The sequence below is a fragment of the Streptococcus parasanguinis ATCC 15912 genome (assembly GCF_000164675.2).
Lineage (GTDB): Bacteria > Bacillota > Bacilli > Lactobacillales > Streptococcaceae > Streptococcus > Streptococcus parasanguinis.
The window spans coordinates 1084576-1108811 of sequence record NC_015678.1 but is presented as its reverse complement, the minus strand read 5'-3'; the positions used below and the strand labels follow the sequence as shown (position 1 = coordinate 1108811).

At 43.1% G+C, this 24236-nt stretch carries 24 protein-coding genes; 20 read left to right on the top strand and 4 right to left on the bottom strand.

What is annotated here, in order from left to right; all coding sequences use genetic code 11:
* The 5 genes from HMPREF0833_RS05275 to HMPREF0833_RS05255 all read left to right on the top strand — a co-directional run bounded on the left by HMPREF0833_RS05275 (position 1) and on the right by HMPREF0833_RS05255 (position 5023).
* The gene (locus tag HMPREF0833_RS05275; protein WP_003018328.1) at positions 1 to 774 is read left to right on the top strand and encodes a nucleoside phosphorylase; all 774 of its coding nucleotides are present in this window, start codon (positions 1 to 3) and stop codon (positions 772 to 774) included.
* Positions 775 to 2478, top strand: coding sequence for an ABC transporter ATP-binding protein (locus HMPREF0833_RS05270; RefSeq protein WP_013904051.1), 1704 nt, complete (start codon positions 775 to 777; stop codon positions 2476 to 2478).
* The gene (locus HMPREF0833_RS05265) at positions 2450 to 3280 is read left to right on the top strand and encodes an energy-coupling factor transporter transmembrane component T family protein (RefSeq protein WP_013904050.1); all 831 of its coding nucleotides are present in this window, start codon (positions 2450 to 2452) and stop codon (positions 3278 to 3280) included. The genes HMPREF0833_RS05270 and HMPREF0833_RS05265 overlap by 29 nt, the downstream gene beginning before the upstream one ends.
* A 4-nt stretch (positions 3281 to 3284) precedes the next feature.
* Entirely contained in the window at positions 3285 to 4037 is a 753-nt protein-coding gene (locus HMPREF0833_RS05260) for an SDR family NAD(P)-dependent oxidoreductase (protein WP_013904049.1), read from the top strand.
* 83 nt (positions 4038 to 4120) lie between these two features.
* Positions 4121 to 5023: a carbohydrate kinase family protein gene (locus HMPREF0833_RS05255; RefSeq protein ID WP_013904048.1), complete on the top strand. Its 903-nt coding sequence runs from the start codon at positions 4121 to 4123 to the stop codon at positions 5021 to 5023.
* Between the two features lie 215 nt (positions 5024 to 5238).
* Here HMPREF0833_RS05255 and rsmG read toward each other — a convergent pair whose 3' ends face one another.
* Positions 5239 to 5952, bottom strand: coding sequence for a 16S rRNA (guanine(527)-N(7))-methyltransferase RsmG (gene rsmG, locus HMPREF0833_RS05250; protein ID WP_013904047.1), 714 nt, complete (start codon positions 5950 to 5952; stop codon positions 5239 to 5241).
* 70 nt (positions 5953 to 6022) lie between these two features.
* Here rsmG and HMPREF0833_RS05245 point away from each other — a divergent pair, with 70 nt between their 5' ends.
* Positions 6023 to 6583: a LemA family protein gene (locus tag HMPREF0833_RS05245; protein ID WP_003017390.1), complete on the top strand. Its 561-nt coding sequence runs from the start codon at positions 6023 to 6025 to the stop codon at positions 6581 to 6583.
* A 1-nt stretch (position 6584) separates the two neighbouring features.
* On the top strand, positions 6585 to 7481 hold the full coding sequence (gene htpX, locus HMPREF0833_RS05240) for a zinc metalloprotease HtpX (RefSeq protein ID WP_013904046.1): 897 nt from the start codon (positions 6585 to 6587) through the stop codon (positions 7479 to 7481).
* A gap of 299 nt (positions 7482 to 7780) precedes the next feature.
* Here htpX and HMPREF0833_RS05235 read toward each other — a convergent pair whose 3' ends face one another.
* The 3 genes from HMPREF0833_RS05235 to HMPREF0833_RS05225 all read right to left on the bottom strand — a co-directional run bounded on the left by HMPREF0833_RS05235 (position 7781) and on the right by HMPREF0833_RS05225 (position 10510).
* Positions 7781 to 8998, bottom strand: coding sequence for an MFS transporter (locus HMPREF0833_RS05235; RefSeq protein ID WP_013904045.1), 1218 nt, complete (start codon positions 8996 to 8998; stop codon positions 7781 to 7783).
* Between the two features lie 283 nt (positions 8999 to 9281).
* On the bottom strand, positions 9282 to 10142 hold the full coding sequence (locus HMPREF0833_RS05230) for a helix-turn-helix domain-containing protein (RefSeq protein WP_013904043.1): 861 nt from the start codon (positions 10140 to 10142) through the stop codon (positions 9282 to 9284).
* Complete coding sequence (locus tag HMPREF0833_RS05225; protein ID WP_174221309.1) at positions 10139 to 10510, bottom strand: DUF2200 family protein; 372 nt, start codon at positions 10508 to 10510, stop codon at positions 10139 to 10141. The genes HMPREF0833_RS05230 and HMPREF0833_RS05225 overlap by 4 nt, the downstream gene beginning before the upstream one ends.
* Positions 10511 to 10619: 109 nt before the next feature.
* Between HMPREF0833_RS05225 and HMPREF0833_RS05220 the strand changes: the two genes are divergently transcribed.
* The 13 genes from HMPREF0833_RS05220 (at position 10620) to HMPREF0833_RS05160 (ending at position 24123) form a co-directional block, all read left to right on the top strand.
* Positions 10620 to 11159, top strand: coding sequence for a YceD family protein (locus HMPREF0833_RS05220; protein WP_013904041.1), 540 nt, complete (start codon positions 10620 to 10622; stop codon positions 11157 to 11159).
* A 124-nt stretch (positions 11160 to 11283) separates the two neighbouring features.
* Positions 11284 to 12762, top strand: coding sequence for a flotillin family protein (locus HMPREF0833_RS05215; RefSeq protein WP_003005145.1), 1479 nt, complete (start codon positions 11284 to 11286; stop codon positions 12760 to 12762).
* Positions 12763 to 12931: 169 nt separating this feature from the next.
* A complete protein-coding gene (gene gndA, locus HMPREF0833_RS05210; protein WP_003017375.1) occupies positions 12932 to 14356 on the top strand; it encodes an NADP-dependent phosphogluconate dehydrogenase in 1425 nt (474 codons plus the stop codon).
* 9 nt (positions 14357 to 14365) lie between these two features.
* Positions 14366 to 15064 (top strand): response regulator transcription factor, encoded by a 699-nt coding sequence (locus HMPREF0833_RS05205; protein ID WP_003017362.1) that lies wholly within the window; start codon positions 14366 to 14368, stop codon positions 15062 to 15064.
* Between the two features lie 232 nt (positions 15065 to 15296).
* Entirely contained in the window at positions 15297 to 17492 is a 2196-nt protein-coding gene (locus tag HMPREF0833_RS05200) for a PTS transporter subunit IIBC (RefSeq protein ID WP_013904040.1), read from the top strand.
* Positions 17493 to 17577: 85 nt separating this feature from the next.
* Positions 17578 to 18390, top strand: coding sequence for an endonuclease/exonuclease/phosphatase family protein (locus HMPREF0833_RS05195; RefSeq protein WP_013904039.1), 813 nt, complete (start codon positions 17578 to 17580; stop codon positions 18388 to 18390).
* A gap of 162 nt (positions 18391 to 18552) precedes the next feature.
* Positions 18553 to 19026, top strand: a complete 474-nt coding sequence (nrdR, locus tag HMPREF0833_RS05190) for a transcriptional regulator NrdR (protein ID WP_003017391.1) — start codon at positions 18553 to 18555, stop codon at positions 19024 to 19026.
* A complete protein-coding gene (locus tag HMPREF0833_RS05185) occupies positions 19027 to 20205 on the top strand; it encodes a replication initiation and membrane attachment family protein (RefSeq protein ID WP_013904038.1) in 1179 nt (392 codons plus the stop codon).
* Entirely contained in the window at positions 20206 to 21105 is a 900-nt protein-coding gene (dnaI, locus tag HMPREF0833_RS05180; RefSeq protein WP_013904037.1) for a primosomal protein DnaI, read from the top strand.
* Positions 21102 to 21815, top strand: a complete 714-nt coding sequence (locus HMPREF0833_RS05175; protein WP_013904036.1) for a nitroreductase family protein — start codon at positions 21102 to 21104, stop codon at positions 21813 to 21815. Before dnaI ends, HMPREF0833_RS05175 begins: the two co-directional genes overlap by 4 nt.
* A gap of 57 nt (positions 21816 to 21872) precedes the next feature.
* A complete protein-coding gene (der, locus tag HMPREF0833_RS05170; RefSeq protein ID WP_003005632.1) occupies positions 21873 to 23183 on the top strand; it encodes a ribosome biogenesis GTPase Der in 1311 nt (436 codons plus the stop codon).
* Between the two features lie 5 nt (positions 23184 to 23188).
* Positions 23189 to 23635, top strand: coding sequence for a DUF1307 domain-containing protein (locus HMPREF0833_RS05165; protein ID WP_013904035.1), 447 nt, complete (start codon positions 23189 to 23191; stop codon positions 23633 to 23635).
* A 146-nt stretch (positions 23636 to 23781) separates the two neighbouring features.
* The gene (locus HMPREF0833_RS05160) at positions 23782 to 24123 is read left to right on the top strand and encodes a hypothetical protein (protein ID WP_013904034.1); all 342 of its coding nucleotides are present in this window, start codon (positions 23782 to 23784) and stop codon (positions 24121 to 24123) included.
* Positions 24124 to 24236 lie beyond the last annotated feature (113 nt).

Below are 24236 nucleotides of genomic sequence, written 5' to 3'. Positions count from 1 at the left end.
ATGCTGTTAGAAGAATTTGATGCCAATCGACAGGCGATTATCAATCCACAAGACTTACACCAACCAATTGAAGGATTTCCCAAAGTTGTCATCTCTTGCTTTTCAAGAGTAACTTTTGCTCGCCTCCTTGAGAATTACGATCATGAGGTCATTGCAAGAACCTCCATGGCCAATTTTGAAGTCTTGGTCTATGGGATCACTATTGGAGACCAACAGATTGGTGCCTTTAATGCACCCGTTGGGGCTGCTTCCTGTGTGGGGATTATAGAGGATCTGATTCAATTTGGGATGGAAAAACTCGTTCTTTTTGGGACCTGTGGAGTTTTAGATCGAGATATTGAAGCGACTTCCATCATCATTCCAACAGCTGCTCTTCGCGACGAGGGGACTAGTTACCACTATCTTCCGGCTAGTGATGAAGTGGAAGTAAATAAGAAAACCCTCCCTCTCTTCCAAGCCTTTCTGGACAGTCATAAGGTTTCTTATCAGTCGGGAAAAGTGTGGACGACAGATGCACCCTACCGAGAAACCATCGACAAGATGAAGCGACGAAAGGAAGCAGGAGCCATCTGTGTGGATATGGAATGTTCGGCAGTGGCAGCTTTAGCAGCTTATAGGGGCTTTGAGCTCTGCCATTTCTTCTATGCAGCTGACCACCTCTCGGAAGAAAAATGGGATATCCGAACCTTATCTAGTCATGAGGATTTAGATAGCAAGGATCGCATCGCGGAGTTAGCCATCCAATTTGCGCTCTTTTGGGAAAAGGCAAACTAAATGAAAGAAGCAATGATTGAACTGAAGGATTTTTCCTTCCAATACAAGGCACAGTCTGAACCAACCTTGAAAAATCTCAACTTAACCATTTATAAGGGGGAAAAGGTTCTGATTGTTGGGCCATCTGGCTCTGGCAAGTCAACCATTGGCCAGTGCTTAAATGGGATTATCCCCAATATCTATAAGGGAACCAGTAGTGGGCAATTCCTCATTCAGGGGAAAGAAACCTTTGATCTCAGTATTTATGAGAAATCTCATTTGGTCAGTACGGTTTTGCAAGATACAGATGGCCAGTTTATCGGTTTGAGTGTCGCAGAAGACTTGGCTTTTGCCCTTGAAAATGACATGGTTGAGCTGGGAACGATGAAAGAGCGTGTGCAGAGTTGGGCAGAACGCTTAGATTTGATGAAGCTCTTGGATCATCGGCCTCAAGATTTATCCGGTGGGCAAAAACAACGGGTCAGCTTGGCGGGCGTTCTGATTGACGAAAGTCCGATCCTCCTCTTTGATGAGCCACTGGCTAATCTAGATCCCAAATCGGGTCAGGATATTATTGATCTGATTGATCAGATTCATGAAGAACAGGGGACGACCACCATTATTATCGAACACCGTTTAGAGGATGTACTCTATCGTCCTGTCGATCGGGTTATCTTGATCAATCAAGGACAAGTTCTCTTTAATGGTCGACCAGATGAGTTGTTGAGAACGACACTTCTGGCTGAAAATGGGATTCGAGAACCCCTCTATTTAACAACTCTTCGCCAGCTTGGTCAGGATATCAATCAATTGGAGCATCTGGATCGTTTGGACGATATCCAACTGGATGATGTAAATTGTGTGATTCCAGAAGCGACCTTTACTAAAACTGGTGAAGCAGAAGAACTATTGAAGTTGGAGCAGATTTCCTTTGCTTATCAAGAAAATCATCCGATCTTAAAAAATATATCCCTCACGATTCCGAAAGGGCAGCGCTTAGCGATTGTCGGGAAGAATGGGGCAGGGAAATCAACTCTTGCGAAAGCCATCTGTGGATTCATTACCACAGAAGGACAATACACCTCTAGAGGCGAAGATATCAAGCAGGAGAGTGTCAAGGAACGGGCTGAGCGAGTAGGCTATGTCCTACAAAACCCCAATCAAATGATTTCAACCAATATGATTTTTGACGAAGTCGCTCTAGGTTTGCGCTTGCGGGGGATATCGGAAGAAGATATTAAGGAGCGTGTCTATCAAGCACTGAAAACTTGTGGTCTCTATGAGTTTCGTAAATGGCCGATTTCTGCCCTCTCATATGGGCAAAAGAAACGGGTGACCATCGCCTCTATACTAGTTTTAGGACCAGAAATTTTGGTCTTGGACGAGCCGACAGCAGGTCAGGACCAGCGCAATTACACTGACATCATGGAATTTCTAGATAGCTTGCAAGAAAAAGGCCATACCATTGTCATGATTACCCATGATATGCAACTGATGTTGGATTATTCTGATCGTGCACTTGTGGTATCAGACGGACAAATTCTAGCTGATCTCTCACCTGCAGAGCTGTTCACTCATCCGGATATTTTACAAGAGGCTAATCTCAAAGAGACTTCGATTTTTGCCTTAGCCAATCGATTAGGAATGGATCCCTTGGCGCTAACGCAGTTTTATATGCAACAGAAAGGAGTAGATCATGAAGCATCGATTAGTCGGCTACCATGAGGGGACGAGTTTTCTTCATCGCCTTTCAGGTGCGAGTAAGTTACTCTTTCTTCTTTTTGTATCTCTTGCCGCCATGTTGAGTTATGATACTCGGCTCCTTTTAGGAATTGGTCTGGGTGCTCTGGCCTTGTTCTCTACTGCCCGCATTCGTTTTCGGGATATTTCATTTGTACTTGCATTTGCTCTTGTTTTTGCACTGTTAAATGTTGTCATGGTCTATCTCTTTGCCCCTCAGTATGGTGTAGAGATCTATGGGGCAAAAACGGTACTGATGAAGGGGTGGGGTTCATATAGTATCACCTCGCAGGAACTCTTTTATCTTTTTAATCTAGCTCTTAAGTATGTCTGTACCATACCTCTAGCCTTGATTTTTTTGATGACGACCCATCCTAGTCAGTTTGCTTCAAGCCTCAACCAAATTGGCGTATCATACAAGATTGCCTATTCTGTCAGCTTGACTCTGCGTTACATTCCTGACGTACAAGAAGAATATCAAACGATTAAATTGTCTCAGGAAGCTAGAGGGGTGGAATTGTCCAAAAAGGCCAAGCTGATCCAGCGGATCAAAGGCAATTTACAAATCATCTCTCCCTTAATCTTTGGCTCCCTTGAGCGGATTGACAGTATTTCTACAGCCATGGAATTACGTCGCTTTGGTAAAAATAAAAAGCGGACCTGGTATTCTCATCAAGCCATGGAAATGAAAGATTATGGGATGATTCTATCAGCCTTGGCTGTTCTGGTTTTGAGTATTGTCCTGATCTTTCTCAATCAGGGACGTTTTTACAATCCATGGAGGTAATGACATGTCAGAAACGATTTTAGTAACAGGAGCTTCAGCTGGTTTTGGTCAAGCGATTTGCCGTCGCTTAGTAGCAGATGGATACCGTGTGATCGGATCAGCTAGACGCATTGAAAAATTACAGGCTCTCCAAGAAGAGCTGGGAGAAGCCTTTTATCCCCTGCAAATGGATGTGACGGATCTTTCTCAGGTAGATCATGCACTTGCCAGTTTGCCAAAAGCTTGGGAGAGAGTGGATGTTTTGGTTAATAATGCTGGCTTGGCTCTAGGCCTCGCCCTAGCTTATGAAGCAGAGGTCGCAGACTGGCTGACCATGATTCAGACCAATATTGTCGGCTTGACCTATCTGACAAGGAAAATCTTGCCTCAGATGGTGGAACGAAATGATGGCTATATTATTAATTTGGGCTCTACAGCAGGAACTGTGCCTTATCCAGGGGCCAATGTTTACGGGGCATCCAAGGCTTTTGTCAAGCAATTCTCCCTCAATCTTCGGGCGGATCTAGCTGGCAAGAAGATTCGTGTCAGCAATATTGAACCCGGTCTTTGTGAAGGGACAGAGTTCTCTTCTGTTCGCTTTAAAGGGGATGAAAAACGGGTAGAGGCCCTCTATCGCGATGCCCATGCCATTCAGCCTGAAGACATTGCCAACACCGTAGCTTGGTTGATCCAACAGCCCAAGCATGTCAATGTCAATCGGATTGAAATCATGCCGGTTTCCCAAACCTTTGGCCCTCAACCCGTTTACCGTGATTAAAATGAGAAGCAACCACTCCACAAGGGGTTGGTTGTTTTTTATGTTTCCTCTGGTATAATAGAAGGCAAAGTAAGGAGAAAAAGATGACAGCTGCGTTAATTATTGGTTCTACAGTTTGTGATGTGATGATTTACTTGGATTGTTTGCCAAGTCGTGAAGGAGATGCCCATATTGATCACCAGCAATGGTCTGTGGGAGGTTGTGCCTTTAATGTCGTCAATATCCTTCATTTTTTGTCGCAACCCTACCAGTTTGTCTCGCCAGTCGGTTCTGGGATGTATGGTGATTTTATCCGGAGAGAGCTGAAACAATTAGGGATTTCCTCTAGCTTCTCATTAGAAGGGGCCAATGGTTGCTGTTACTGCTTTGTAGAGTCTGATGGTGAGAGGACTTTCTTATCGGACCACGGAGTGGAGTATAGCTTCCAAGCAGAGTGGCTAAAAGAGATCGAGACAGATCCGTTTGATTACATCTACTTGTGTGGCCTTGAAGTTGAGGAGCCAACCGGTCTTGCATTGGTCCAGTCTGTTTCGAAACTAGAAGGCCAGGTGATTTTCGCACCTGGGCCACGTGGACTCTTGATTCCAAAGGAACGACTGGAAGCAATTTATGATTTGCATCCAATTCTCCATGTTAATGAGGCTGAAGCACTGGCTTTTTCAGGGTGTAGAGAGATCCAGCCAGCCATCGAACACTTGTATCAGAGAACGGGACAATTAGTCATTGTCACCTTGGGTGAAAACGGAGCGGTTGCCTACGATGGCAACTGGTATGAGGCAGACGGTTTTCCAACAGAAGTCGTCGACACAGTAGGTGCTGGAGATAGCCATGTGGGAGCTTTTATATCCGCTCGTTTAGAAGGTTTAGATATGACGCAAGCCTTAAGATTTGCTAACAAAGTCTCTAGCCAGATTGTTGCGAGTAAGGGCGTTCATCTGACAAAAGAGCAGCAAGAAGCCCTGCGAACAGAATTGAAACAAAAATAAAAAAGAGAGTGGGACAGAAATCGGTAATTCGTTAGAATTCGATTTCGTCGTCCCACCTCCGCACAGTTGAGTAGGGCTGTAAAAGCTGATGAAATCAGCGTAGTAGAGCCCACTCAACCACTGCGTCTTGCTTGACAATCCAAAAATAATTGAGAGGCTAGGACTTTTGTCCCAGCCTCTTATTTGACTTTATCCGCTTGGCCCTTTGTATCTTACTACAATGGCCGCTTATTGGGCATACCTGCTTTTCTTGGGTATTTATTGGGGGTTTCTTTTTTCTTTTCGACAACAGTGATATAGCGTGGATCCCCGTTTGGCAATTCATACTGTAGATTGTCTTCAACCTTACTAAATAGCAGGCTCAGGGCATTTTTGGCTTCTTCCAACTCTTCTGGAGCATTGCTAGCCTTGAGAGCAAGGAGCCGTCCCCCTACTTTCAGGTAAGGGATGGTCAGTTCAGAGAGGACCTGCATGCGGGCAACGGCGCGGGCAGTTACGATATCAAATTGGGCACGAAAGGCCTTGTCTTGCGCAAAGTCTTCAGCTCGTCCATGGTAGAAATGAACCCCATTTAAGCCCAACTCTTCAGCCAGCAAGTGGAGAAAATTGATCCGCTTATTAAGGGAATCAATGATGGTCACATCCAGCTCAGGGAAAAGAATCTTCATAGGAAGGCTGGGAAAGCCAGCACCAGCTCCGATATCCAAGAGACGGATAGGTTGGTTTTCGATCAAACCTTGTAAAATGGGTGCGATAGAATCATAAAAATGCTTGAGATAGACTTCTTCTTTTGCGGTGATGGCAGTGAGATTAATCTTCTCATTCCATTCAACGAGGAGCTCAAAATACCGTTCGTATTGCTCTTTTTGGCGATCAGTTAATGGGAAGCCGAGATCGGCTAAACGGACATAAAATTCTTCTGGTTTCATGCTATTATTTTACCACAAAATAAGGGAAATTTGATATACTGGTAGAAAGAAATGAAAGGAATTCAATAAAATGATTTGGATTATTCTTGGGATCATTGTGGTCCTTGTGTTAATTGTAGTAGGAGTATACAACGGTTTGGTGAAAAGCCGGATGCAAACTCGCGAAGCATGGAGTCAAATTGATGTGCAATTGAAACGTCGGAATGACTTGATTCCAAACTTGATCGAAACCGTTAAAGGCTATGCCAAGTACGAAGGAGATACACTTGCAAAAGTGACTCAACTTCGCCAACAAGTAGCGCAAGCTTCTTCACCTGCAGAAGCAATGGCGGCCAGCGATGCTCTTTCTCGTCAAGTAGCAGGCATCTTTGCGGTGGCTGAAAACTACCCAGACTTGAAAGCTAACACCAACTTCATGCAATTGCAAGAAGAATTGACCAACACAGAAAATAAAATTTCTTATGCTCGTCAATTGTACAACAGTGTCACAAGCAACTATAATGTGAAATTGGAAACTTTCCCAACAAACGTGATTGCTGGAATGTTTGGCTTCAAACAGGCTGAATTCCTTCAAGTGCCTGAAGAAGAAAAAGCAGTACCAAAGGTGGACTTTAGCGGATTAGGAGACTAATATGCTGTTTGACCAAATTGCAAGCAATAAAAGGAGAACCTGGATTCTCCTTATTGCTTTTTTCATACTCTTGGCTATCATCGGAGCAGCCGTTGGCTACCTCTGGTTAGGCTCTTCCCTTGGTGGCGTCATCCTAGCTTTGATTATTGGTGGAATCTATGCCTTTAGCATGATTTTCCAATCAACTGAAGTTGTCATGCGGATGAACGGGGCGCGTGAGGTAACGGAAGAGCAAGCCCCTCAACTCTACCATATTGTACAAGATATGGCCATGGTAGCTCAAATCCCTATGCCTCGAGTTTATATTGTAGATGATCCATCCATGAATGCATTTGCGACAGGGTCTAATCCTCAAAATGCAGCCGTTGCAGCGACAACAGGTCTACTGGCTGTGATGAACCGTGAGGAATTGGAGGGAGTTATCGGACATGAAGTCAGCCATATTCGCAATTACGATATCCGCATCTCCACGATTGCGGTTGCCCTTGCCAGTGCCATCACCATGCTTTCTAGTATTGGTGGCCGGATGATGTGGTGGGGCGGTGGCCGTAGCCGGGACGATGATCGAGAAGGTAGCGGTGGTTTGGAGATTGTTATGTTGATCCTTTCCCTGCTTACCATCGTTTTAGCGCCATTAGCAGCGACCTTGGTCCAGTTAGCCATTTCTCGTCAACGGGAGTTCCTAGCAGACGCTTCAAGTGTTGAATTGACGCGGAATCCTCAAGGGATGATCAATGCTTTGTTAAAACTAGACAATAGCGAACCAATGCAACGACATGTCGATGATGCGAGCAGTGCTCTTTTTATCAACGATCCTAAAAAAGAATCCGGATTGCAAAAACTCTTTTATACCCACCCACCCATTGCTGAGCGGGTGGCACGTTTAAGAAAAATGTAAAAAAATCCATCATTAGCAGGATTGAGAGTGTGGGAAAACTGTTTTTCTTTATAAATCTAATAAATTCTATACAAATAAAAGAAATTTATTCTTTAGAATTATTAACTCATCTATTGAAACTTTCCGCTGTGAGAAAAGTGCTAGAAACAATTGTGTTTCTAGCACTCGGGAGTTTTGGAACCTTGGGTCCAAAACTAAGTCATGGAACTTCGAAGAAGTTCGCTGATGTCCGTCCTCACCTAAGGAAAGTTTTTAAGATAACTTTGTCTTCAAGATCAATCCACCAAACGGTGGATTTTTTATTTGGTAGTTAAGAGGAGGGTAGTGAAACCAAGGATGGCAAAGATCCCCCACGCTAGGGGAAGGCTCCAGATAGCTAGACTAGAAAAGAGAGCTGTCCCAAGTGGCATGGCAAAGCTGACCATCAGTCCCAAAAAGTTAGAGGTAGAAGCTAATTTTTCAGCGGGCAATTTACTCATTAAAAGACTGGAAACTTTTGGGTTGATTTTTGCTACAAGATAACCAAGGAAAGTGATGAGTAGAAGGGAAAGAATGTCCCAGTGTACCAGGATATTTGTGAGACCAAGCATGGTCAGCCCACCTGCGATCCACAGGAGGATATGGTGGAGCGATTGCTTGGAAAAATAATCGTGGGGTGTCAGGCTAGCCCAGACCATGCTTAAAATAGTCACTGCCTCTAAGATCAAGAGGGATTGGCTAAAGCTCAACTGAAAGAAGGGGGAGTGAAGCAGTTGCAGATTGTAGATACCTGAGATGGATCCCCCAAGGGCATTGATGAGAACCAATGAGAAGAGCAACTTGCCAAAGTGGTGAACCTCCTCATCTGCAAAAATACTTTTGGCGTTCTGGTACATCTCTTGGCATTCGTGTACCAAAGAATTCTTACTTTTGGGCTCAATGACGGGATCATGTGTCAGCTGCTTTTTTCTCATCAGGAGACAAGTGGAAGACAGGAGAAAAGCCAGCGCATTGATTGAAGCGACCAGAGCAAAATTTTGATGGCTGATGGCTAGCAGCCAAACCCCTAGGGCTTGTCCAGAAATCGAGCAGACCATACTAAGTAGTTGGTTGAAGGAATAGGCCTCCATCAAATCCTCGTCGGGGATGTTCTTTTTCATGATGGGGAGTTGCAAGCCTCCTCGATAATCGCTCAAACAATCTGAAACAATGTTTAAGAAGCAAACAATCGAAAAGGCTAGGTAACCCGGAATCTTGGTCATGAGAGCAATAAGGATGAAGAGCATCGCTTGGAGATAGCCGATGCGGATCAACCAGTTAGCTTTTTTCTTCGTGTGGTCAGCCTTCATGCCGACAAAAATGGTAAAGAGGCTGGGAATAAATACAATGAGATTGGCAATGCCAACTGCTAGGCTCGGTTGTGGCATACTGGCAGCAAAGACCACAAAGACCAGATTGTAGATGGCAGCGCCAAGGGTATTCAAAAAGCGAGAAAGACTAAGTAAGGCAAAAATTTTATTACGAGCTAAGAGTTTCATGAGCCTTCCTCCTTCACGTGATTAGTTTGTAGGACTTGTTTGATGGATCGAAAGATCTGTTTGAAGAGGTCTAGTTTCTCATCATCAGAGAGAAGAAGTTCCTGATCCTTCAGATAAACGCTGGTATGTGAGAGAAGAAAGCGGAGGAAGTGGTTTTTTAGTTTGGTCATCATGGGAAGAACCTTCTTTCTTTACTTGATAGTCCTATTGTAAACCTAAAAAGCAAGAAAAAATTAATGTTGCATATTTTCAACAAAAACTCACAGAGTAGATCTGTGAGTTTTTAGGATTTATTGATCAGTTCTTGCAGGCCCTGTTTGTAGTAGTTGGCACTGTCCTTACAATCCAGAATAGAGAGAACCTGGATGGCCTGTTCCATCTTTTCAAGACCGATTTCTTTTTCTCCCTTTCGATAGAGAAATTCTCCTTTGGCGTAGAGATAAACCGTCCGAAGGTAGGCTTCGTTCTCAGAGTAAAAGTGGTCCTTGATCAGCTGATCAAAATAGGTTGCATCTTCAAATTCATTTGAACTAATGGCGAGAAAAAAGCCATTAAGGAAAATAGAATTGATGGCAGGACGAGAGGAATCTAGGAGAAGCTTGAAATCCTCCCGTTGGACCAACTCCTCTGTGTATTGTCGATAGAGCTGACTAGAGAAAAGAGGAGAGGTCAGTGAAAATAGGCTTAACTCAAAATTTCCCCAGACCATGACAGAGAAGAGGTAGTCATAGAGGAAATCTAGTTCCTCTTGGCTAGCAGCCAACTCTACCTCAGGATATAAGCCAAGGATTTTGGCCTTGAGAATAATGCTGGCTAAGAAGTCTTCTTTTTTCTGATCTTTCTGATAGGCTAGCTGGTAGCTTTGGTACAAGGCTTGATCGTGTTCCAAGCTCATGTTTTCATAGTGCTCTTTCAACAATTTGGGAATAAAGGAGTGCTGATCGATTCCTGCTAGATGAGAGAACTCACTGAGGCTGGTTTTGATCTGTTGCAAAGCCTGAAAAAACCGTTGCGTCGTCAGATCGTTTTCTCCTCTTTCAAATCGCGACAGCATAGAGCGTGAAAATTCGCCTCCAGTTGCTTCCTCTAAAGAGATGTGGCGACTTTCACGTATTTGTCGAAAAACAGCTCCGATTTCTTTCATGACTTCTCCTTTTTTAGCTGGTATTTTTCAACCAATTGCTCAACAGTCTTTCCCTTACTTAACCAATCAGCCAGACGATCTAAGCGGCGAATTTCTTGCATCAAAGGATCCTGAATCGTTTCAATTTGCACGCCACAAATTTTCCCAGTAATCAATGTCCGGTTGGGGTGATAGGCGGGAGCTTGGCGAAAGAAATCTCCATAACTTCCGTCACTCTTTTTCCATTCTTTTAGTTCCGCCAGAGAATAGCCTGTTAATCGCGAGGTGATTTGGTCAAGGCTTATCTCTTTTCCACCCTTTCGTAAGACTTTTTGGACTAAAGCTGTGTATACAGTTGAAAATGATAAATTGTAAACTCTTGCCATCAGATCTCCTTCATCTTTTTTCATGATTATAACAAATTTTTGAGGAGACTTCTTGGTTGAGGGGCGGCTTCATGATATACTAGTAGTATCTAGAAGATTTGAGGACAAAAGAATGAACTTATATACACAAGAAATCCGTAAAAATCCTGAAGGACTAGCATTTGATCAAGAGTTGGATTTACTCAAGGAATTGCAAAAGCGTAATCCAGAAATTCTTGATTTAAAGAATGTGACAGCGACAGGACGAGTAGCCTATGATACAGGCCTCTATGTCTTGGATTATCAGTTGAGCTACACCATCGTTTTGGCATCTAGTCGTAGCATGGAGCCTGTTGAGCTTCAAGAGAGCTATCCTGTAACAGAGGTGTTTGCTGAGGATGTACAGTCTGATGCAGATATCGAGGCCCTAGAGGAAGACTTGATCCTGCCAATCGAAGGTGGGAAGATTGATCTGAGTGAGAGTGTAGCGGATAATATCCTGCTCAATATTCCTCTCAAGGTTCTCACTCCAGAAGAAGAGGCTGGACAAGGTTTTATCGAAGGCAATGATTGGAAAATCCTATCCGAAGAAGAATACCAAGCCGCTCAAGCGATTAAGAAAGAAGAAAACAGTCCTTTCGCCGGTCTAAATGGCTTGTTTGACGAAGAATAAGCTAGAGATTGCATTTGATAAATTTAGACATAAATACAGGTCTTTTCTTTGAGGAAAGGCCTTCTTTTGATATACTAGGATTAATAAATAACAGAGGGGAGACCTCTAAAAAAGGAGAAAAAGTATGGATACTTTATTTATTCCAGGTTGGTTGATTACCGGCCTAATAGTCGCAGTTATTATTTTGATTTTGCTTGTTAAAGGTTATGTGAACGCTAAACCCAACGAAGTCGTGGTTATTACCGGTCTTCGGAAGCAACGTCACTTGCGTGGGAAAGCTGGCTTTATGATTCCCTTTGTCGAACAACGCTCTTATCTTGATATTGAGCAATTCTCGACAGATGTTCGGACGTCCGAAGCAGTCCCAACACTGGACTTCATTAACGTCCGTGCCGATGCAGCTGTTAAATTAAAAATCGGTACAACCGATGAAATGATTGCCCGGGCTGCAGAAAACTTCTTGAACTGGAATACGACAGATATTTCCAATTCTGTCCAAGATGTCTTGGAAGGAAACCTGCGGGAAGTGATCGGTCAGATGGAACTCCGTAAGATGGTCAATGACCGTCAAGAGTTTGCCTCAAAAGTGCAAGACAACGTAGCGCCAGACTTGGCTAAAATGGGTCTAGAAGTCATCGCCTTTACGGTTCAATCCTTCTCTGATGAAGGGGGAGTCATCGATAACCTCGGGATTGAGAATGTTGAAACCATTAAGAAAGATGCCTTGATTGCCAAAGCCAAAGCAGAACGTGAACGCAAGGAAGTTGAAGCAGAACAAGATAAATTGGCTAACGACAAACGCGTCGCTGCCGATCTTGAAATCGCGCAAAAACAAAATGAATTAAAACTCAAACAAGCAGCCCTCAAGCAAGAAGCAGATATTGCCCAAGCAAAAGCAGATGCCGCTAAAGGGATTGAGGCAGAAGTGCAACGTCGTGAACAAGAGCGCGTGGCAGCCGAAGCTAATATCATGAAACAGGAAAAAGAAGCGGAAGTCAAAGAGCGCGAAGTAAAGGTTCGTGAACAGGAATTGGATGCCAACATCCGCAAACAAGCTGAAGCTGAAAAATATGCTCGTCAACAAGCTGCAGAAGCAGAATTGATTGAACGCCAACGCAAGGCAGAAGCAGAACTCTTCGAAACACAAAAAGAAGCCGAAGCTCGGAAAGCCCAAGCCGAAGCTGAGAAATTTGCCCAATTGCAAGAGGCTGAAGCTATTGAAGCCAAAGGTCGTGCCGAGGCCGAAGCCATTCGCTTGAAACTGGAAGCCGAGGCCAAAGGTTTGGACCAAAAGGCCGAAGCGATGAAGAAAATGCAAGAAGCAGCCATTACTGAAATGGTCGTTGACAAGTTGCCTGAAATTGCGCGTGCTGTCGCAGAACCATTAACCAAGGTTGATAAGATCACCATGTACGGGGAAGGCAATGCTTCTAAGATGGTGGGCGATATCATGCAAAGTATCGACCAAGTCTCTCAAGGAGCTGGATTTGATATTCGTCAATTGCTAGCAGGAGCTCTTGGAGTTAATATGACGGTCAATAAACTCAAAGAAGGAGAACAACCGGTCATTGAAGCAGAGGAGTTAGCTTCTAAAGAAGATTAATGTCATTCATCAGGAAGTGTCTGAGAACTGTTTCTCGGGCACTTTTGTTTTTAAGATCAAATGACTTGCATGATCTTCTCCCTCTTAGAGAAGGCGGGAAGCTATTTTCTGCTTTCTTTTGAGGAGGAAAAATGGTAGAATAAAGGCAAACTATAAAGAGGAGTGTCACATGACTAAAGCAAACTTTGGTGTTGTTGGTATGGCCGTAATGGGTCGTAACCTTGCCCTTAATATCGAATCTCGTGGCTACACAGTTGCCATTTATAACCGTAGTAAAGAAAAAACAGAAGATGTAATTGCTTGCCATCCTGATAAAAACTTTGTGCCAAGCTATGATATCGAAAGCTTCGTAAACTCAATCGAAAAACCACGTCGTATCATGCTTATGGTTCAAGCAGGACCTGGTACAGACGCAACCATCCAAGCCCTTCTTCCACATTTGGATAAAGGCGATATCTTGATCGACGGAGGAAATACTTTCTATAAAGATACCATCCGTCGTAACGAAGAGTTGGCGAACTCTGGTATCAACTTTATCGGTACTGGTGTATCTGGTGGTGAAAAAGGTGCCCTTGAAGGTCCTTCTATCATGCCTGGTGGACAAAAAGAAGCATATGACTTGGTAGCTGACGTCCTTGAAGAAATCTCTGCAAAAGCGCCTGAAGATGGAAAACCATGTGTGACTTACATCGGTCCTGATGGAGCTGGTCACTACGTAAAAATGGTCCATAACGGGATCGAGTATGGTGATATGCAATTGATCGCAGAAAGCTATGACCTCATGCAACACTTGCTTGGACTTTCTGCAGAAGACATGGCTGAAATCTTTACTGAATGGAACAAGGGTGAATTAGACAGCTACTTGATCGAAATCACTGCTGATATCCTTGGACGCAAAGACGATGAAGGTCAAGATGGACCTATCGTAGACTACATCTTGGATGCTGCAGGAAACAAAGGAACTGGTAAATGGACTAGTCAATCAGCGCTTGACCTTGGTGTGCCATTGTCACTCATTACTGAGTCAGTATTTGCTCGTTACATCTCTACTTACAAAGAAGAACGTGTTCATGCAAGCAAGGTTCTTCCAAAACCAGCTGCATTCAAATTTGAAGGAGATAAGGCTGAATTGATTGAAAAAATCCGTCAAGCCCTTTACTTCTCAAAAATCATCTCATACGCACAAGGTTTTGCTCAATTGCGCGTCGCTTCTAAAGAAAACAATTGGAACTTGCCATTTGCGGACATCGCATCTATCTGGCGCGATGGATGTATCATCCGTTCTCGTTTCTTGCAAAAGATCACAGATGCTTACAACCGCGATGCAGATCTTGCTAACCTTCTATTGGATGAGTACTTCTTGGATGTCACTGCTAAGTACCAACAATCAGTTCGTGACATTGTAGCTCTTGCTGTTCAAGCAGGTGTACCTGTACCAACCTTCTCAGCAGCCATCACTTACTTCGATAGCTACCGTTCAGCGGATCTTCCCGCGAACTTGATCCAAGCACAACGTGACTACTTTGGTGCTCACACATACCAACGTAAAGACAAAGAAGGTACCTTCCACTATTCTTGGTACGACGAAAAATAATCTTGCCCTATGGTCAAACGAGTTCTACTAGTAGAAAATGAGAAGCAAATCGCTCGCTTCATTGATTTGGAACTTCAAAAAGAGGGGTATCAAGTTGATGTGGTCGAAGATGGAAAAGCAGGTCTGGCGTTGATTGCTGCGACCAAATATGATCTGATCTTGTTTAATTACGATCTGTCAGATATGTCTGGTGAAAGATTCGCAGAGGAAATCAGTCGGATTCGCCCAGCTTCTGTTTTGATTGTTTTGGATAGTCGCGAAAAAATTGCTGAGCACAAAGAGAGTATTCAGCGCTTTGCCGTTTCCTATATGGTCAAACCCTTTATTATCAGCGATTTGGTAGATAAGATCACAGCCATTTTTAGAGGACGTGATTATATTGACCAACATTGTAGCCAGATGAAAATCCCAACGTCATACCGCAATTTGCGCATTGATGTGGAACACCATACCGTCTATCGTGGGAAGGACATGATTAGTTTGACCCGCAGAGAATATGACCTCCTAGCGACCCTGATGGGAAGCAAGGGAGCGGTAACACGTGAGCAGTTATTGGAGAGTGTCTGGAAGTATGAAAGTACGGGTGAAACCAATATTGTTGACGTCTATATCCGTTATCTCCGTGGGAAGATTGATCTCCCAGGTCAAAAAAGCTATATTAAAACAGTTCGTGGTATTGGCTATGCCATGCAAGATGAGTTAGAATGAAACATTCGAATCCTTTAAGGATTCGAATGTTTTTTAGTTTCAAAGAAATCGTTTGCGTTGAAAAAAGAATGAGTTTTAAAAAGAATTTGGCTTAAAAAAGATAAAAAAAGATAAAATTTGGAGAAAAAAATGAATGTAAGGCTTTACAAATTTTTAAAATATGGTATACTAGAAACAAATTAAGCGCAAACGTTTTCTTAAAACAGAGCCTTAAACAATATAAGGAGGTTGAATGATGAACAAAGGATCATTCAAAAGTTTATTTAGCTTTGAATTCTGGCAGAAGTTTGGTAAGGCCTTGATGGTCGTTATCGCTGTCATGCCAGCGGCTGGGTTGATGATTTCAATCGGGAAATCAATCCCTATGATCAACCCGAATTTATCTCCACTTGTTATTACAGGTGGGATTCTCGAACAAATCGGTTGGGGGGTTATCGGTAACCTTCACATCCTTTTTGCACTCGCTATCGGTGGTAGCTGGGCCAAAGAGCGTGCAGGGGGTGCCTTTGCAGCTGGTCTCTCTTTCATCTTGATTAACCGTATTACCGGTGCAGTTTTCGGAGTCACATCAGCAATGTTGACTGATAAGGCTGCTACAGTACACACAATCTTCGGTGGATCGATTAAAGTTGCGGACTACTTTATCAGTGTTCTTGAAGCTCCAGCTCTTAATATGGGGGTATTTGTAGGGATTATCTCAGGTTTCGTTGGAGCAACAGCCTTCAATAAATACTACAACTACCGTAAACTCCCAGAAGCCCTTTCTTTCTTCAACGGGAAACGCTTTGTACCATTCGTTGTTATCGTTCGTTCAGCCATTACAGCCTTGCTTTTAGCAGCTTTGTGGCCAGTAGTTCAATCAGGAATTAATGGATTCGGTATTTGGATTGCCAACTCACAATCAACAGCTCCAGTTTTGGCACCTTTCTTGTTCGGTACTTTGGAACGTCTTCTTTTGCCGTTTGGTCTTCACCATATGTTGACCATTCCAATCAACTATACTCAATTGGGTGGTAGTTACCAAGTTCTTACAGGTGCTGCCAAAGGAACAACTGTATTTGGACAAGATCCACTTTGGTTAGCTTGGGTAACAGACCTTGTTAACTTGAAGAAGGCAGACCCTAGCCAATATCAACACTTGCTTCATGCGTACACACCAGCTCGTTTCAAAGTTGGTCAAATGATCGGATCCTTCGGTATCTTGATGGGGGTTGTAGTTGCTATCTATCGCAATGTGGACCCAGATAAGAAAGAAAAATACAAAGGGATGCTTTTTGCAACTGCCCTTGCTACATTCTTGACAGGTGTTACGGAACCAATTGAATACATGTTCATGTTCATTGCAACACCTTTATACCTAATCTATGCCTTTGTTCAAGGAGCTGCCTTTGCAATGGCTGACTTGGTTCACCTTCGTGTCCACTCATTCGGTTCAATCGAGTTCTTGACACGTACCCCAATGGCCATCAACGCTGGTTTGGCATTAGATATCTTTAACTTTGTATGGGTAACAGTCCTATTTGCCTTTATCATGTACTTTATTGCTAACTTCATGATTAAGAAATTCAATTATGCAACTCCAGGACGTAACGGTAACTATGAACAAAATGATGATGCCCCTGCAGGAGATGGTGCAGCAGCAGGTGCTGCTACAAGCTCAGCAAGCTCACAAGTCATTAACATCATCAACCTTCTTGGTGGACGTGCCAATATCGTAGACGTTGACGCATGTATGACTCGTCTTCGTGTAACCGTTAAGGACGCTGAAAAAGTCGGAACAGAAGAACAATGGAAAGCTGAAGGTGCTATGGGTCTTGTCATGAAAGGACAAGGTGTCCAAGCGATCTACGGACCTAAAGCTGACGTATTGAAATCTGATATTCAAGACGTTCTTGATTCAGGTGAAGTCATTCCTGAAACACTTCCTAGCCAAATGACAGCAGTTCAAAAGGCTGAAGCAACCTTTAAAGGGGTAACAGATGAAGTTCACTCCGTTGCAGATGGTGAAGTGATTAACATTGAAGATGTGAAAGATCCTGTATTCTCACAAAAAATGATGGGTGACGGATTTGCGGTTGAGCCTGAAAATGGCCATATCGTTTCACCAGTTGCTGGTAAAGTTACTAGCGTCTTCCCAACCAAACATGCCCTTGGTTTGGTAACAGATAATGGTTTGGAAGTCTTGGTTCATATCGGTCTAGATACAGTTAGTCTTGAAGGAAAACCATTTGAAGTTAAAGTTACTGAAGGTCAAACAGTGGCTGCTGGAGACCTCTTGGTAGAAGCAGACCTTGATGCGATCCGTGAAGCAGGTCGTGAAACTTCAACAATTGTTGTCTTCACAAATGCAGATGCGATTAAATCTGTTAAGGTCGAACATACTGGTAAATTGGCAGCAAATGCTCCAGTTGCAACAGTAGAATTATAAGAGACGTCGGCAAAGAAAATGAGGTTGGGGCAGTGCACCCGGCCTCTTGCCGTTTCTTGATTTGGAAAGAAGGAGAAATCAGGGGATGAAATTTTTAACATTAAATTCCCATAGTTGGATGGAAGAGAATGCCCAGCAAAAATTTGAAACCCTCAAGGAACAAATTTTAGAAGCACAATATGATGTGATCTGTTTCCAAGAGGTCAATCAAGAGATGGCCTCAGAAACAGTTGAAACAGATGAGTATTATCAAGCCGCGCCATCAGCCGTGGCTATTCACAAGGATCACTTTGTTCACGTATTGGTTGAAGAGTTGGCTGCCCAAGGGCTTCACTACTATTGGACTTGGGCCTACAACCATATCGGCTATGATCACCTCAATGAAGGGGTGGCAGTTCTTTCACGTCAACCCTTGAAGGCAGATGAGATTTTGGTATCCAATATGGATGATCCAACGGACTACCATACCCGTCGAGTGGCCGTTGCTCATACGAGTGTGGATGGAAAAGAGATCGTTGTTGGCAGTGTTCATCTTTCTTGGTGGGACAAAGGTTTCCAATTTGAGTGGCCACGAATTGAAAAGTATTTTAACCAAGTAGAAAAACCCTTTATTTTAGCGGGTGATTTCAATAATCCTGCTGGCCAAGAGGGGTATGAAACGATTTTATCAAGTTCCCTAAAGCTCCAAGATAGCTTTATTGAAGCCAAAGAAACAAAGGGCACTTATACTGTAGGCCCTGGAATCGATGGCTGGACGGATAATCAGGTACCACTGCGAATTGATTACGTCTTTGCAAGTCCAGAATGGGAAATTAAGCGTCTACATGTCATTTTTGATGGTCAAAATAAACCGCTTGTGAGTGATCACTATGGCTTAGAAGCTGAATTATCTCTTTAAAATCAAATGAGAGTTCTAGAATGATTTTAGTTTTAAATTGTTTTAGGACTTTTTTAATTTGTAAAAGAGGAGTGGGGACAAGGAGATCTCCTGTTCTTCTGCTTTCTTTACGATTCATTTTATGGTAAAATGAAGTGTTAAAACAGTTTAAGGAGGTAGCAAATGCGTTGTCCAAAATGTGGTGGAAGTAAGTCTAGTGTGGTGGATAGTCGACAAGCTGAAGACGGGAACACCATTCGTCGTCGTCGTGAATGCGAAGAATGCCATTATCGCTTTACTACCTACGAACGAGTGGAAGAACGGACCCTAGTGGTTGTTAAAAAGGATGGAACACGTGAGCAATTTTCTCGTGATAAAATCTTTAATGGTATTATCCGCTCGGCACAAAAACGACCTGTATCCAGTGATGAAATCGAAGAAATTGTAAACCGGATCGAACAAAAGGTTCGTAGCCAAAGCGATAATGAAATTAACAGTGAGTGTATTGGTTCTTTGGTTATGGATGAGTTGGCGGACCTTGATGAGATTACCTATGTCCGTTTTGCTAGTGTTTACCGGAGTTTCAAGGATGTCGGTGAATTAGAGACCCTCTTGAAACAAATCACGAAGGGAACCAAGAAGAAAAAGGAAAAATAGATGAAGCCCAATACTCCGTTCTCATTTTTAAAAAATAACATTCTTCCACCGGCAGGGCCTGCATTAGAGCAGTATTACCTGCCTATTTTAGAGATGGAAACCGTGACGGTCTATCGCTTTCTGCTCGCATCTTATGATCAAGGTGAAAAAAAACATCTACTTGCCCAAATCTTAAACCACATTGATATGGGGTTTCCTCAATTGTTACTTGCTTTTGATCGTTTGATTGCTATGGGATTGATCGATATCTTTGAGGAGGAAGCTGGCATCGCGATCCGGTTGCACGCTCCTCTTGAGGCGGAGCAATTCTTTTCCAATGCCGTCTATAAACGCTTGCTTGAAAAGAAAATCGGGGAAAAGGCCGTAGAGAATTTGCTCCCAGCGCGCTCTTTAGGGAGTAGAAGGCAAGTTTCCTTCTCGCAAGTCTTTGGACTAGATGCTGGGGAAGCGACTGTTGTTCCAAGTAAGAAACAGCAGTTTGATATGGAGATGTTTAAGCGAATGATGGGGCGTGATGGACTTCGTTTTGCGGATGAAGGAGAAGCAACTCTTGCCCTCTTTGCCATCGCAGAAGAGCAACAATGGACCTGGTATGAAACTTATCTCCTGGCGAAAGAAACAGCTGTAGACCGTATCGTCTCTCCAAAGAGAATGAAACAAAAATTAGCTCAGGCTAGCCAAGAGCAACCACGTATGTCCTATAGCCGTCAGGAAGAAACCATTCTTAGGGAAGCTAAGGCAAAATCTAGCTTACAATTTTTAGCGGAGATTAAGAAGGCGCGCCATGCGACCATTACGCAGAGTGAACGCAAGACTCTATCTAAGTTAGCTGATCTAGGTTTACTAGATGAGGTGATCAATATTATCTTATTGTTGACCTTTAACAAGACCCAGTCTGCTAATCTCAATGAAAAGTATGCTTTGAAAGTGGGAAATGACTTTTCTTACCAAGGAGTCAACAGTGCGGAACTGGCGATTTTAAAAGTCCGGGAACGCCAGAAACAGGCTAAGGTTCAAGGAAACAAGGGGACGAGTCCTACATCAGCCAAGGGCAAGCCAAGTAATGTTCCTAAGTGGAGTCAACCGAACTATCAAAATCAAACCAGTCAAGAAGAAAAGGTGGATCTCGCTAAAGAGAAACAACGCCTGTTAGAAAAACTGAATCAAGGAGGTGAGTAGATGGAAAGTGTAGGTCAAACCATGTCTCACATGAATCGTGCGCGTCAATTTAACTATGAGGATTTGGTCGCACAGATCTTGGCAGACCAAGAAGTCGCTGCCTTTATCAAAGACCGGTCTTTGTCTGAGCAAGAAATTCGTCGTAGTATTTCAAAATTTAATCAATACATCAGTGAGCGCAACCGTTTCTTATTGGGAGATCCGGATTATATTGCCAAAGGTTATAAACCCATCCTCACCATGAATGAAGGATATGCGGATGTCGCTTATGAGGAGACACCAGAGTTAATCGAAGCTCAAAAACGTGCTGCGATCAACCAACGTCTTAACTTGATCAATCTCCCTTCAACTTTGAAAGAAGCGAGTCTAGCCAAGGTAGAGCTCGATGATAAGGGACGATTTGTGGCCTTTGAGGAATTAGCTAATTTTGTAGCCAACTATCCCGAGTATCAAAAGGGAATTTACCTCTATGGTGATTTTGGAGTAGGAAAGAGCTACATGATGGCAGCCCTGGCTCATGATTTATCCGAAAAACGCCAGGCCTCTACCACTCTACTACATTTCCCAAGTTTTGCTATCGATGTCAAAAATGCCATCAGTTCGGGCTTGGTCAAAGAAACCGTCGATCAGGTGAAAAAAGCCAAAATTTTAATTCTCGATGATATCGGTGCGGAACAGATGTCAGCCTGGGTACGAGACGAAATCTTACAAGTGATTCTGCAGCACCGGATGCAGGAAAATCTCCCAACCTTCTTTACTTCTAACTTTAATTTTGAAGAGTTGGAACGTCATTTTGCGTCTTCGCGCAATGGGGATGAAACCTGGCAGGCCAAACGTGTCATGGAGCGCGTGAAATTTTTAGCCAAGGAAATCCATTTGGAAGGAGTCAATCGCCGATGAATGAAACCATCCGTTTAATGAATGCTCATTTTTCTGTTCGCCGGTTTAAGGAAGAAGCCATCAAAGAAGCTGACCTCAAGGAAATCTTATCAGCTGGGCAGATGGCATCAAGTTGGAAAAACTTTCAGTCTTATTCTGTGATTGTGGTCAAAAGCAAGGAAAAGAAAGAAGCTCTCTACGACTTGCTTCCCCAAGAAGCGATTCGCCAATCAGACGTCTTTCTTCTCTTTGTTGGGGATTTAAACCGTGCTGAAAAAGCTGTCAAACTTCATGAGCAGGATTTCCATCCTGAAGGGGTGGACAACTTACTGATCACCTCAGTGGACGCGGCTCTAGCAGCTCAAAATACGCTATTGGCAGCTGAAAGTCTCGGCTATGGTGGAGTCATTATCGGCATGTTGCGCTACTGTTCAGAGGAAGTTGCAGAACTCTTCCGTCTGCCAGACTATACCTACCCTGTTTTTGGGATTGCTCTTGGAGTACCTAATCAGCAGCATGCGGTGAAACCACGCTTACCCTTGGAGCAGATTGCTTTTGAAGAAGAATACCAAGAACAAGACCTATCAGTTGTGACTGCCTATGACAAGGTTCAGGCAGATTATGCTGGAGCGCGTGTAACAGACAGCTGGAGCGAGCGCCTTGCAGCTCAATTTGGTCAACCTGAACAAGAAGAGACCAAAAAACTACTAGAAAAACACAAACTATTATGAAATGAAGAGAGGCGTTCTTGAACCGAAATCTCGCCTTTCATTAGAAAAGAGGAAATCATGGCCCTACCAACTATTGCGATTGTAGGCCGTCCCAATGTCGGAAAATCTACACTCTTTAACCGGATTGCCGGTGAGCGGATTTCCATCGTTGAGGATGTAGAAGGAGTCACTCGTGACCGCATTTATGCAACAGCTGAGTGGTTGAATCGGAAATTTAGTATTATTGATACAGGGGGAATTGACGACGTAGATGCCCCATTTATGGAACAAATTAAGCATCAGGCAGAAATCGCCATGGACGAAGCAGATGTGATCGTCTTTGTTGTTTCTGGAAAAGAAGGGATCACGGATGCGGATGAATATGTCACTCGTATTTTGTATAAGACCCATAAACCAGTGATTCTGGCTGTCAACAAGGTGGATAACCCAGAGATGCGCAATGATATCTATGACTTTTATGCCTTAGGACTGGGTGAGCCACTACCGGTATCCTCTGTCCACGGGATAGGAACTGGGGATGTGCTCGATGCCATCATCGAAAATCTTCCGAATGAAACAGAAGAAGAGAATCCAGATATCATCAAATTTAGCTTGATTGGCCGCCCGAATGTTGGGAAATCAAGCTTGATCAATGCGATCCTTGGAGAAGACCGCGTGATTGCTAGCCCGGTTGCAGGAACCACACGGGATGCCATTGATACCCATTTTACCGATGCAGATGGCCAAGAATTTACCATGATCGATACAGCTGGTATGCGCAAGTCTGGTAAAATCTATGAAAACACTGAGAAATATTCTGTTATGCGTGCCATGCGTGCCATCGACCGTTCAGATGTGGTTTTGATGGTCATTAATGCCGAAGAAGGGATTCGGGAGTATGATAAGCGGATCGCTGGCTTTGCTCATGAAGCTGGTAAAGGTATGATCATTGTTGTCAACAAATGGGATACCATTGAAAAAGACAACCATACCATGAAGCAGTGGGAGGATGACATTCGGGATCAATTCCAATACCTTTCTTATGCTCCGATTGTCTTTGTCTCTGCTCTTACCAAACAACGCTTGCACAAGTTGCCAGAGATGATTAAACAGATCAGTGAGAGTCAAAATACGCGGATTCCCTCAGCTGTCTTGAACGATGTGATTATGGATGCCATTGCCATTAATCCAACGCCGACCGACAAAGGAAAACGCCTCAAGATCTTCTATGCGACACAAGTGGCAACCAAGCCACCAACCTTTGTAGTCTTTGTAAATGAAGAAGAACTGATGCACTTCTCATACCTCCGCTTCTTGGAGAACCAAATTCGCAAGGCCTTTGTTTTTGAAGGAACTCCAATCCATTTGATTGCGCGAAAACGGAAGTAGGGAATATGCGAAAAATAACTGTTTTGATGAAATTTTTGCTTCCCAGCCTCATCATTATTTTTTTAACAGCCTGTCAATCAATACGTCAAGAAAAGTATAAGGGATCCTATGGGAATGGGGATGAATCAATTATTCTGACCATAAAAAATAAGGAGATTCTTAAGACGGAGTTCTGGAAAGAACTGCCCGATATTGATGCTTCTGACTCATTGGAATTTAACTCAGCGAAGGATAGTTTGCTTGAAAATTATGGGCATATAAAGGGAATGGACTATTCTGTTGAAAAATCTAAATCAGGCCATTTGCAGATCCATATAGTGACAGATTTTTCAAAATTGGACCTAAAAACTTGGAACAAAGCTTTTAAGTCGAATAATAAATTGAAGGACTTAACTGACTATATTAAAACGAAAAAAATGTTAGAAGAAAATGGGATGGTCAAGGTTCAGTAAAGTTTGAACATGACTGAAAAATAAAAAAGGACTCTTTGTCAACTGCAAGAGACAAAAAGGGTCCTTTTTATATGAACATCTGAAAGACTAACTAAGTAGAAGAAAAAGACTAATGTCTTTAAATGGGTTGAATAGAAAGTGAAACTATGTCTGAAATAGAATTAAGTTTGTTTGTTTCTTTGTTATGCTTATGGGCACTTGTACGTGTCGTGAGAAAATTTTTAAAGAATTCTTTGATCTTTTGGGGGATGGCTATTCTTTATGGTGCCTCACTCATTCTAATCATTTGGGAATGGGTGATCATGATATCATCGATGACATTTTATGGAGAGATTGTCCAAGAAAGTTATTACTCTCTATTGGTAAAAGGGTTAGCTGTCCTTGGGATTTTTTGGTCCTTCATCAAACTTTTATGCTTGGGAACATTGTACATGATGATTGGAAATGCCTTAATAAAAGACAATTCACAAGATCAAGTCGATCATTAACGGGAAAGATATAGATGTAGAATATAAAAAAGCATCGTGTGACAGTGAGAGATCTTGCCTGCTGAACTCGTGAATAGATTGCCCCCCTTGAGGGGCATTTTTTGTGAACTTTT

Bases quoted from the DNA above. Each gene is read 5' to 3' on its own strand.
- HMPREF0833_RS05275 (WP_003018328.1), top strand. From the start codon at position 1: ATGCTGTTAGAAGAATTTGATGCCAATCGACAGGCGATTATCAATCCA.
- HMPREF0833_RS05270 (WP_013904051.1), top strand. From the start codon at position 775: ATGAAAGAAGCAATGATTGAACTGAAGGATTTTTCCTTCCAATACAAG.
- HMPREF0833_RS05265 (WP_013904050.1), top strand. From the start codon at position 2,450: ATGAAGCATCGATTAGTCGGCTACCATGAGGGGACGAGTTTTCTTCAT.
- HMPREF0833_RS05260 (WP_013904049.1), top strand. From the start codon at position 3,285: ATGTCAGAAACGATTTTAGTAACAGGAGCTTCAGCTGGTTTTGGTCAA.
- HMPREF0833_RS05255 (WP_013904048.1), top strand. From the start codon at position 4,121: ATGACAGCTGCGTTAATTATTGGTTCTACAGTTTGTGATGTGATGATT.
- rsmG (WP_013904047.1), bottom strand. From the start codon at position 5,952: ATGAAACCAGAAGAATTTTATGTCCGTTTAGCCGATCTCGGCTTCCCA.
- HMPREF0833_RS05245 (WP_003017390.1), top strand. From the start codon at position 6,023: ATGATTTGGATTATTCTTGGGATCATTGTGGTCCTTGTGTTAATTGTA.
- htpX (WP_013904046.1), top strand. From the start codon at position 6,585: ATGCTGTTTGACCAAATTGCAAGCAATAAAAGGAGAACCTGGATTCTC.
- HMPREF0833_RS05235 (WP_013904045.1), bottom strand. From the start codon at position 8,998: ATGAAACTCTTAGCTCGTAATAAAATTTTTGCCTTACTTAGTCTTTCT.
- HMPREF0833_RS05230 (WP_013904043.1), bottom strand. From the start codon at position 10,142: ATGAAAGAAATCGGAGCTGTTTTTCGACAAATACGTGAAAGTCGCCAC.
- HMPREF0833_RS05220 (WP_013904041.1), top strand. From the start codon at position 10,620: ATGAACTTATATACACAAGAAATCCGTAAAAATCCTGAAGGACTAGCA.
- HMPREF0833_RS05215 (WP_003005145.1), top strand. From the start codon at position 11,284: ATGGATACTTTATTTATTCCAGGTTGGTTGATTACCGGCCTAATAGTC.
- gndA (WP_003017375.1), top strand. From the start codon at position 12,932: ATGACTAAAGCAAACTTTGGTGTTGTTGGTATGGCCGTAATGGGTCGT.
- HMPREF0833_RS05205 (WP_003017362.1), top strand. From the start codon at position 14,366: ATGGTCAAACGAGTTCTACTAGTAGAAAATGAGAAGCAAATCGCTCGC.
- HMPREF0833_RS05200 (WP_013904040.1), top strand. From the start codon at position 15,297: ATGATGAACAAAGGATCATTCAAAAGTTTATTTAGCTTTGAATTCTGG.
- HMPREF0833_RS05195 (WP_013904039.1), top strand. From the start codon at position 17,578: ATGAAATTTTTAACATTAAATTCCCATAGTTGGATGGAAGAGAATGCC.
- nrdR (WP_003017391.1), top strand. From the start codon at position 18,553: ATGCGTTGTCCAAAATGTGGTGGAAGTAAGTCTAGTGTGGTGGATAGT.
- HMPREF0833_RS05185 (WP_013904038.1), top strand. From the start codon at position 19,027: ATGAAGCCCAATACTCCGTTCTCATTTTTAAAAAATAACATTCTTCCA.
- dnaI (WP_013904037.1), top strand. From the start codon at position 20,206: ATGGAAAGTGTAGGTCAAACCATGTCTCACATGAATCGTGCGCGTCAA.
- HMPREF0833_RS05175 (WP_013904036.1), top strand. From the start codon at position 21,102: ATGAATGAAACCATCCGTTTAATGAATGCTCATTTTTCTGTTCGCCGG.
- der (WP_003005632.1), top strand. From the start codon at position 21,873: ATGGCCCTACCAACTATTGCGATTGTAGGCCGTCCCAATGTCGGAAAA.
- HMPREF0833_RS05165 (WP_013904035.1), top strand. From the start codon at position 23,189: ATGCGAAAAATAACTGTTTTGATGAAATTTTTGCTTCCCAGCCTCATC.
- HMPREF0833_RS05160 (WP_013904034.1), top strand. From the start codon at position 23,782: ATGTCTGAAATAGAATTAAGTTTGTTTGTTTCTTTGTTATGCTTATGG.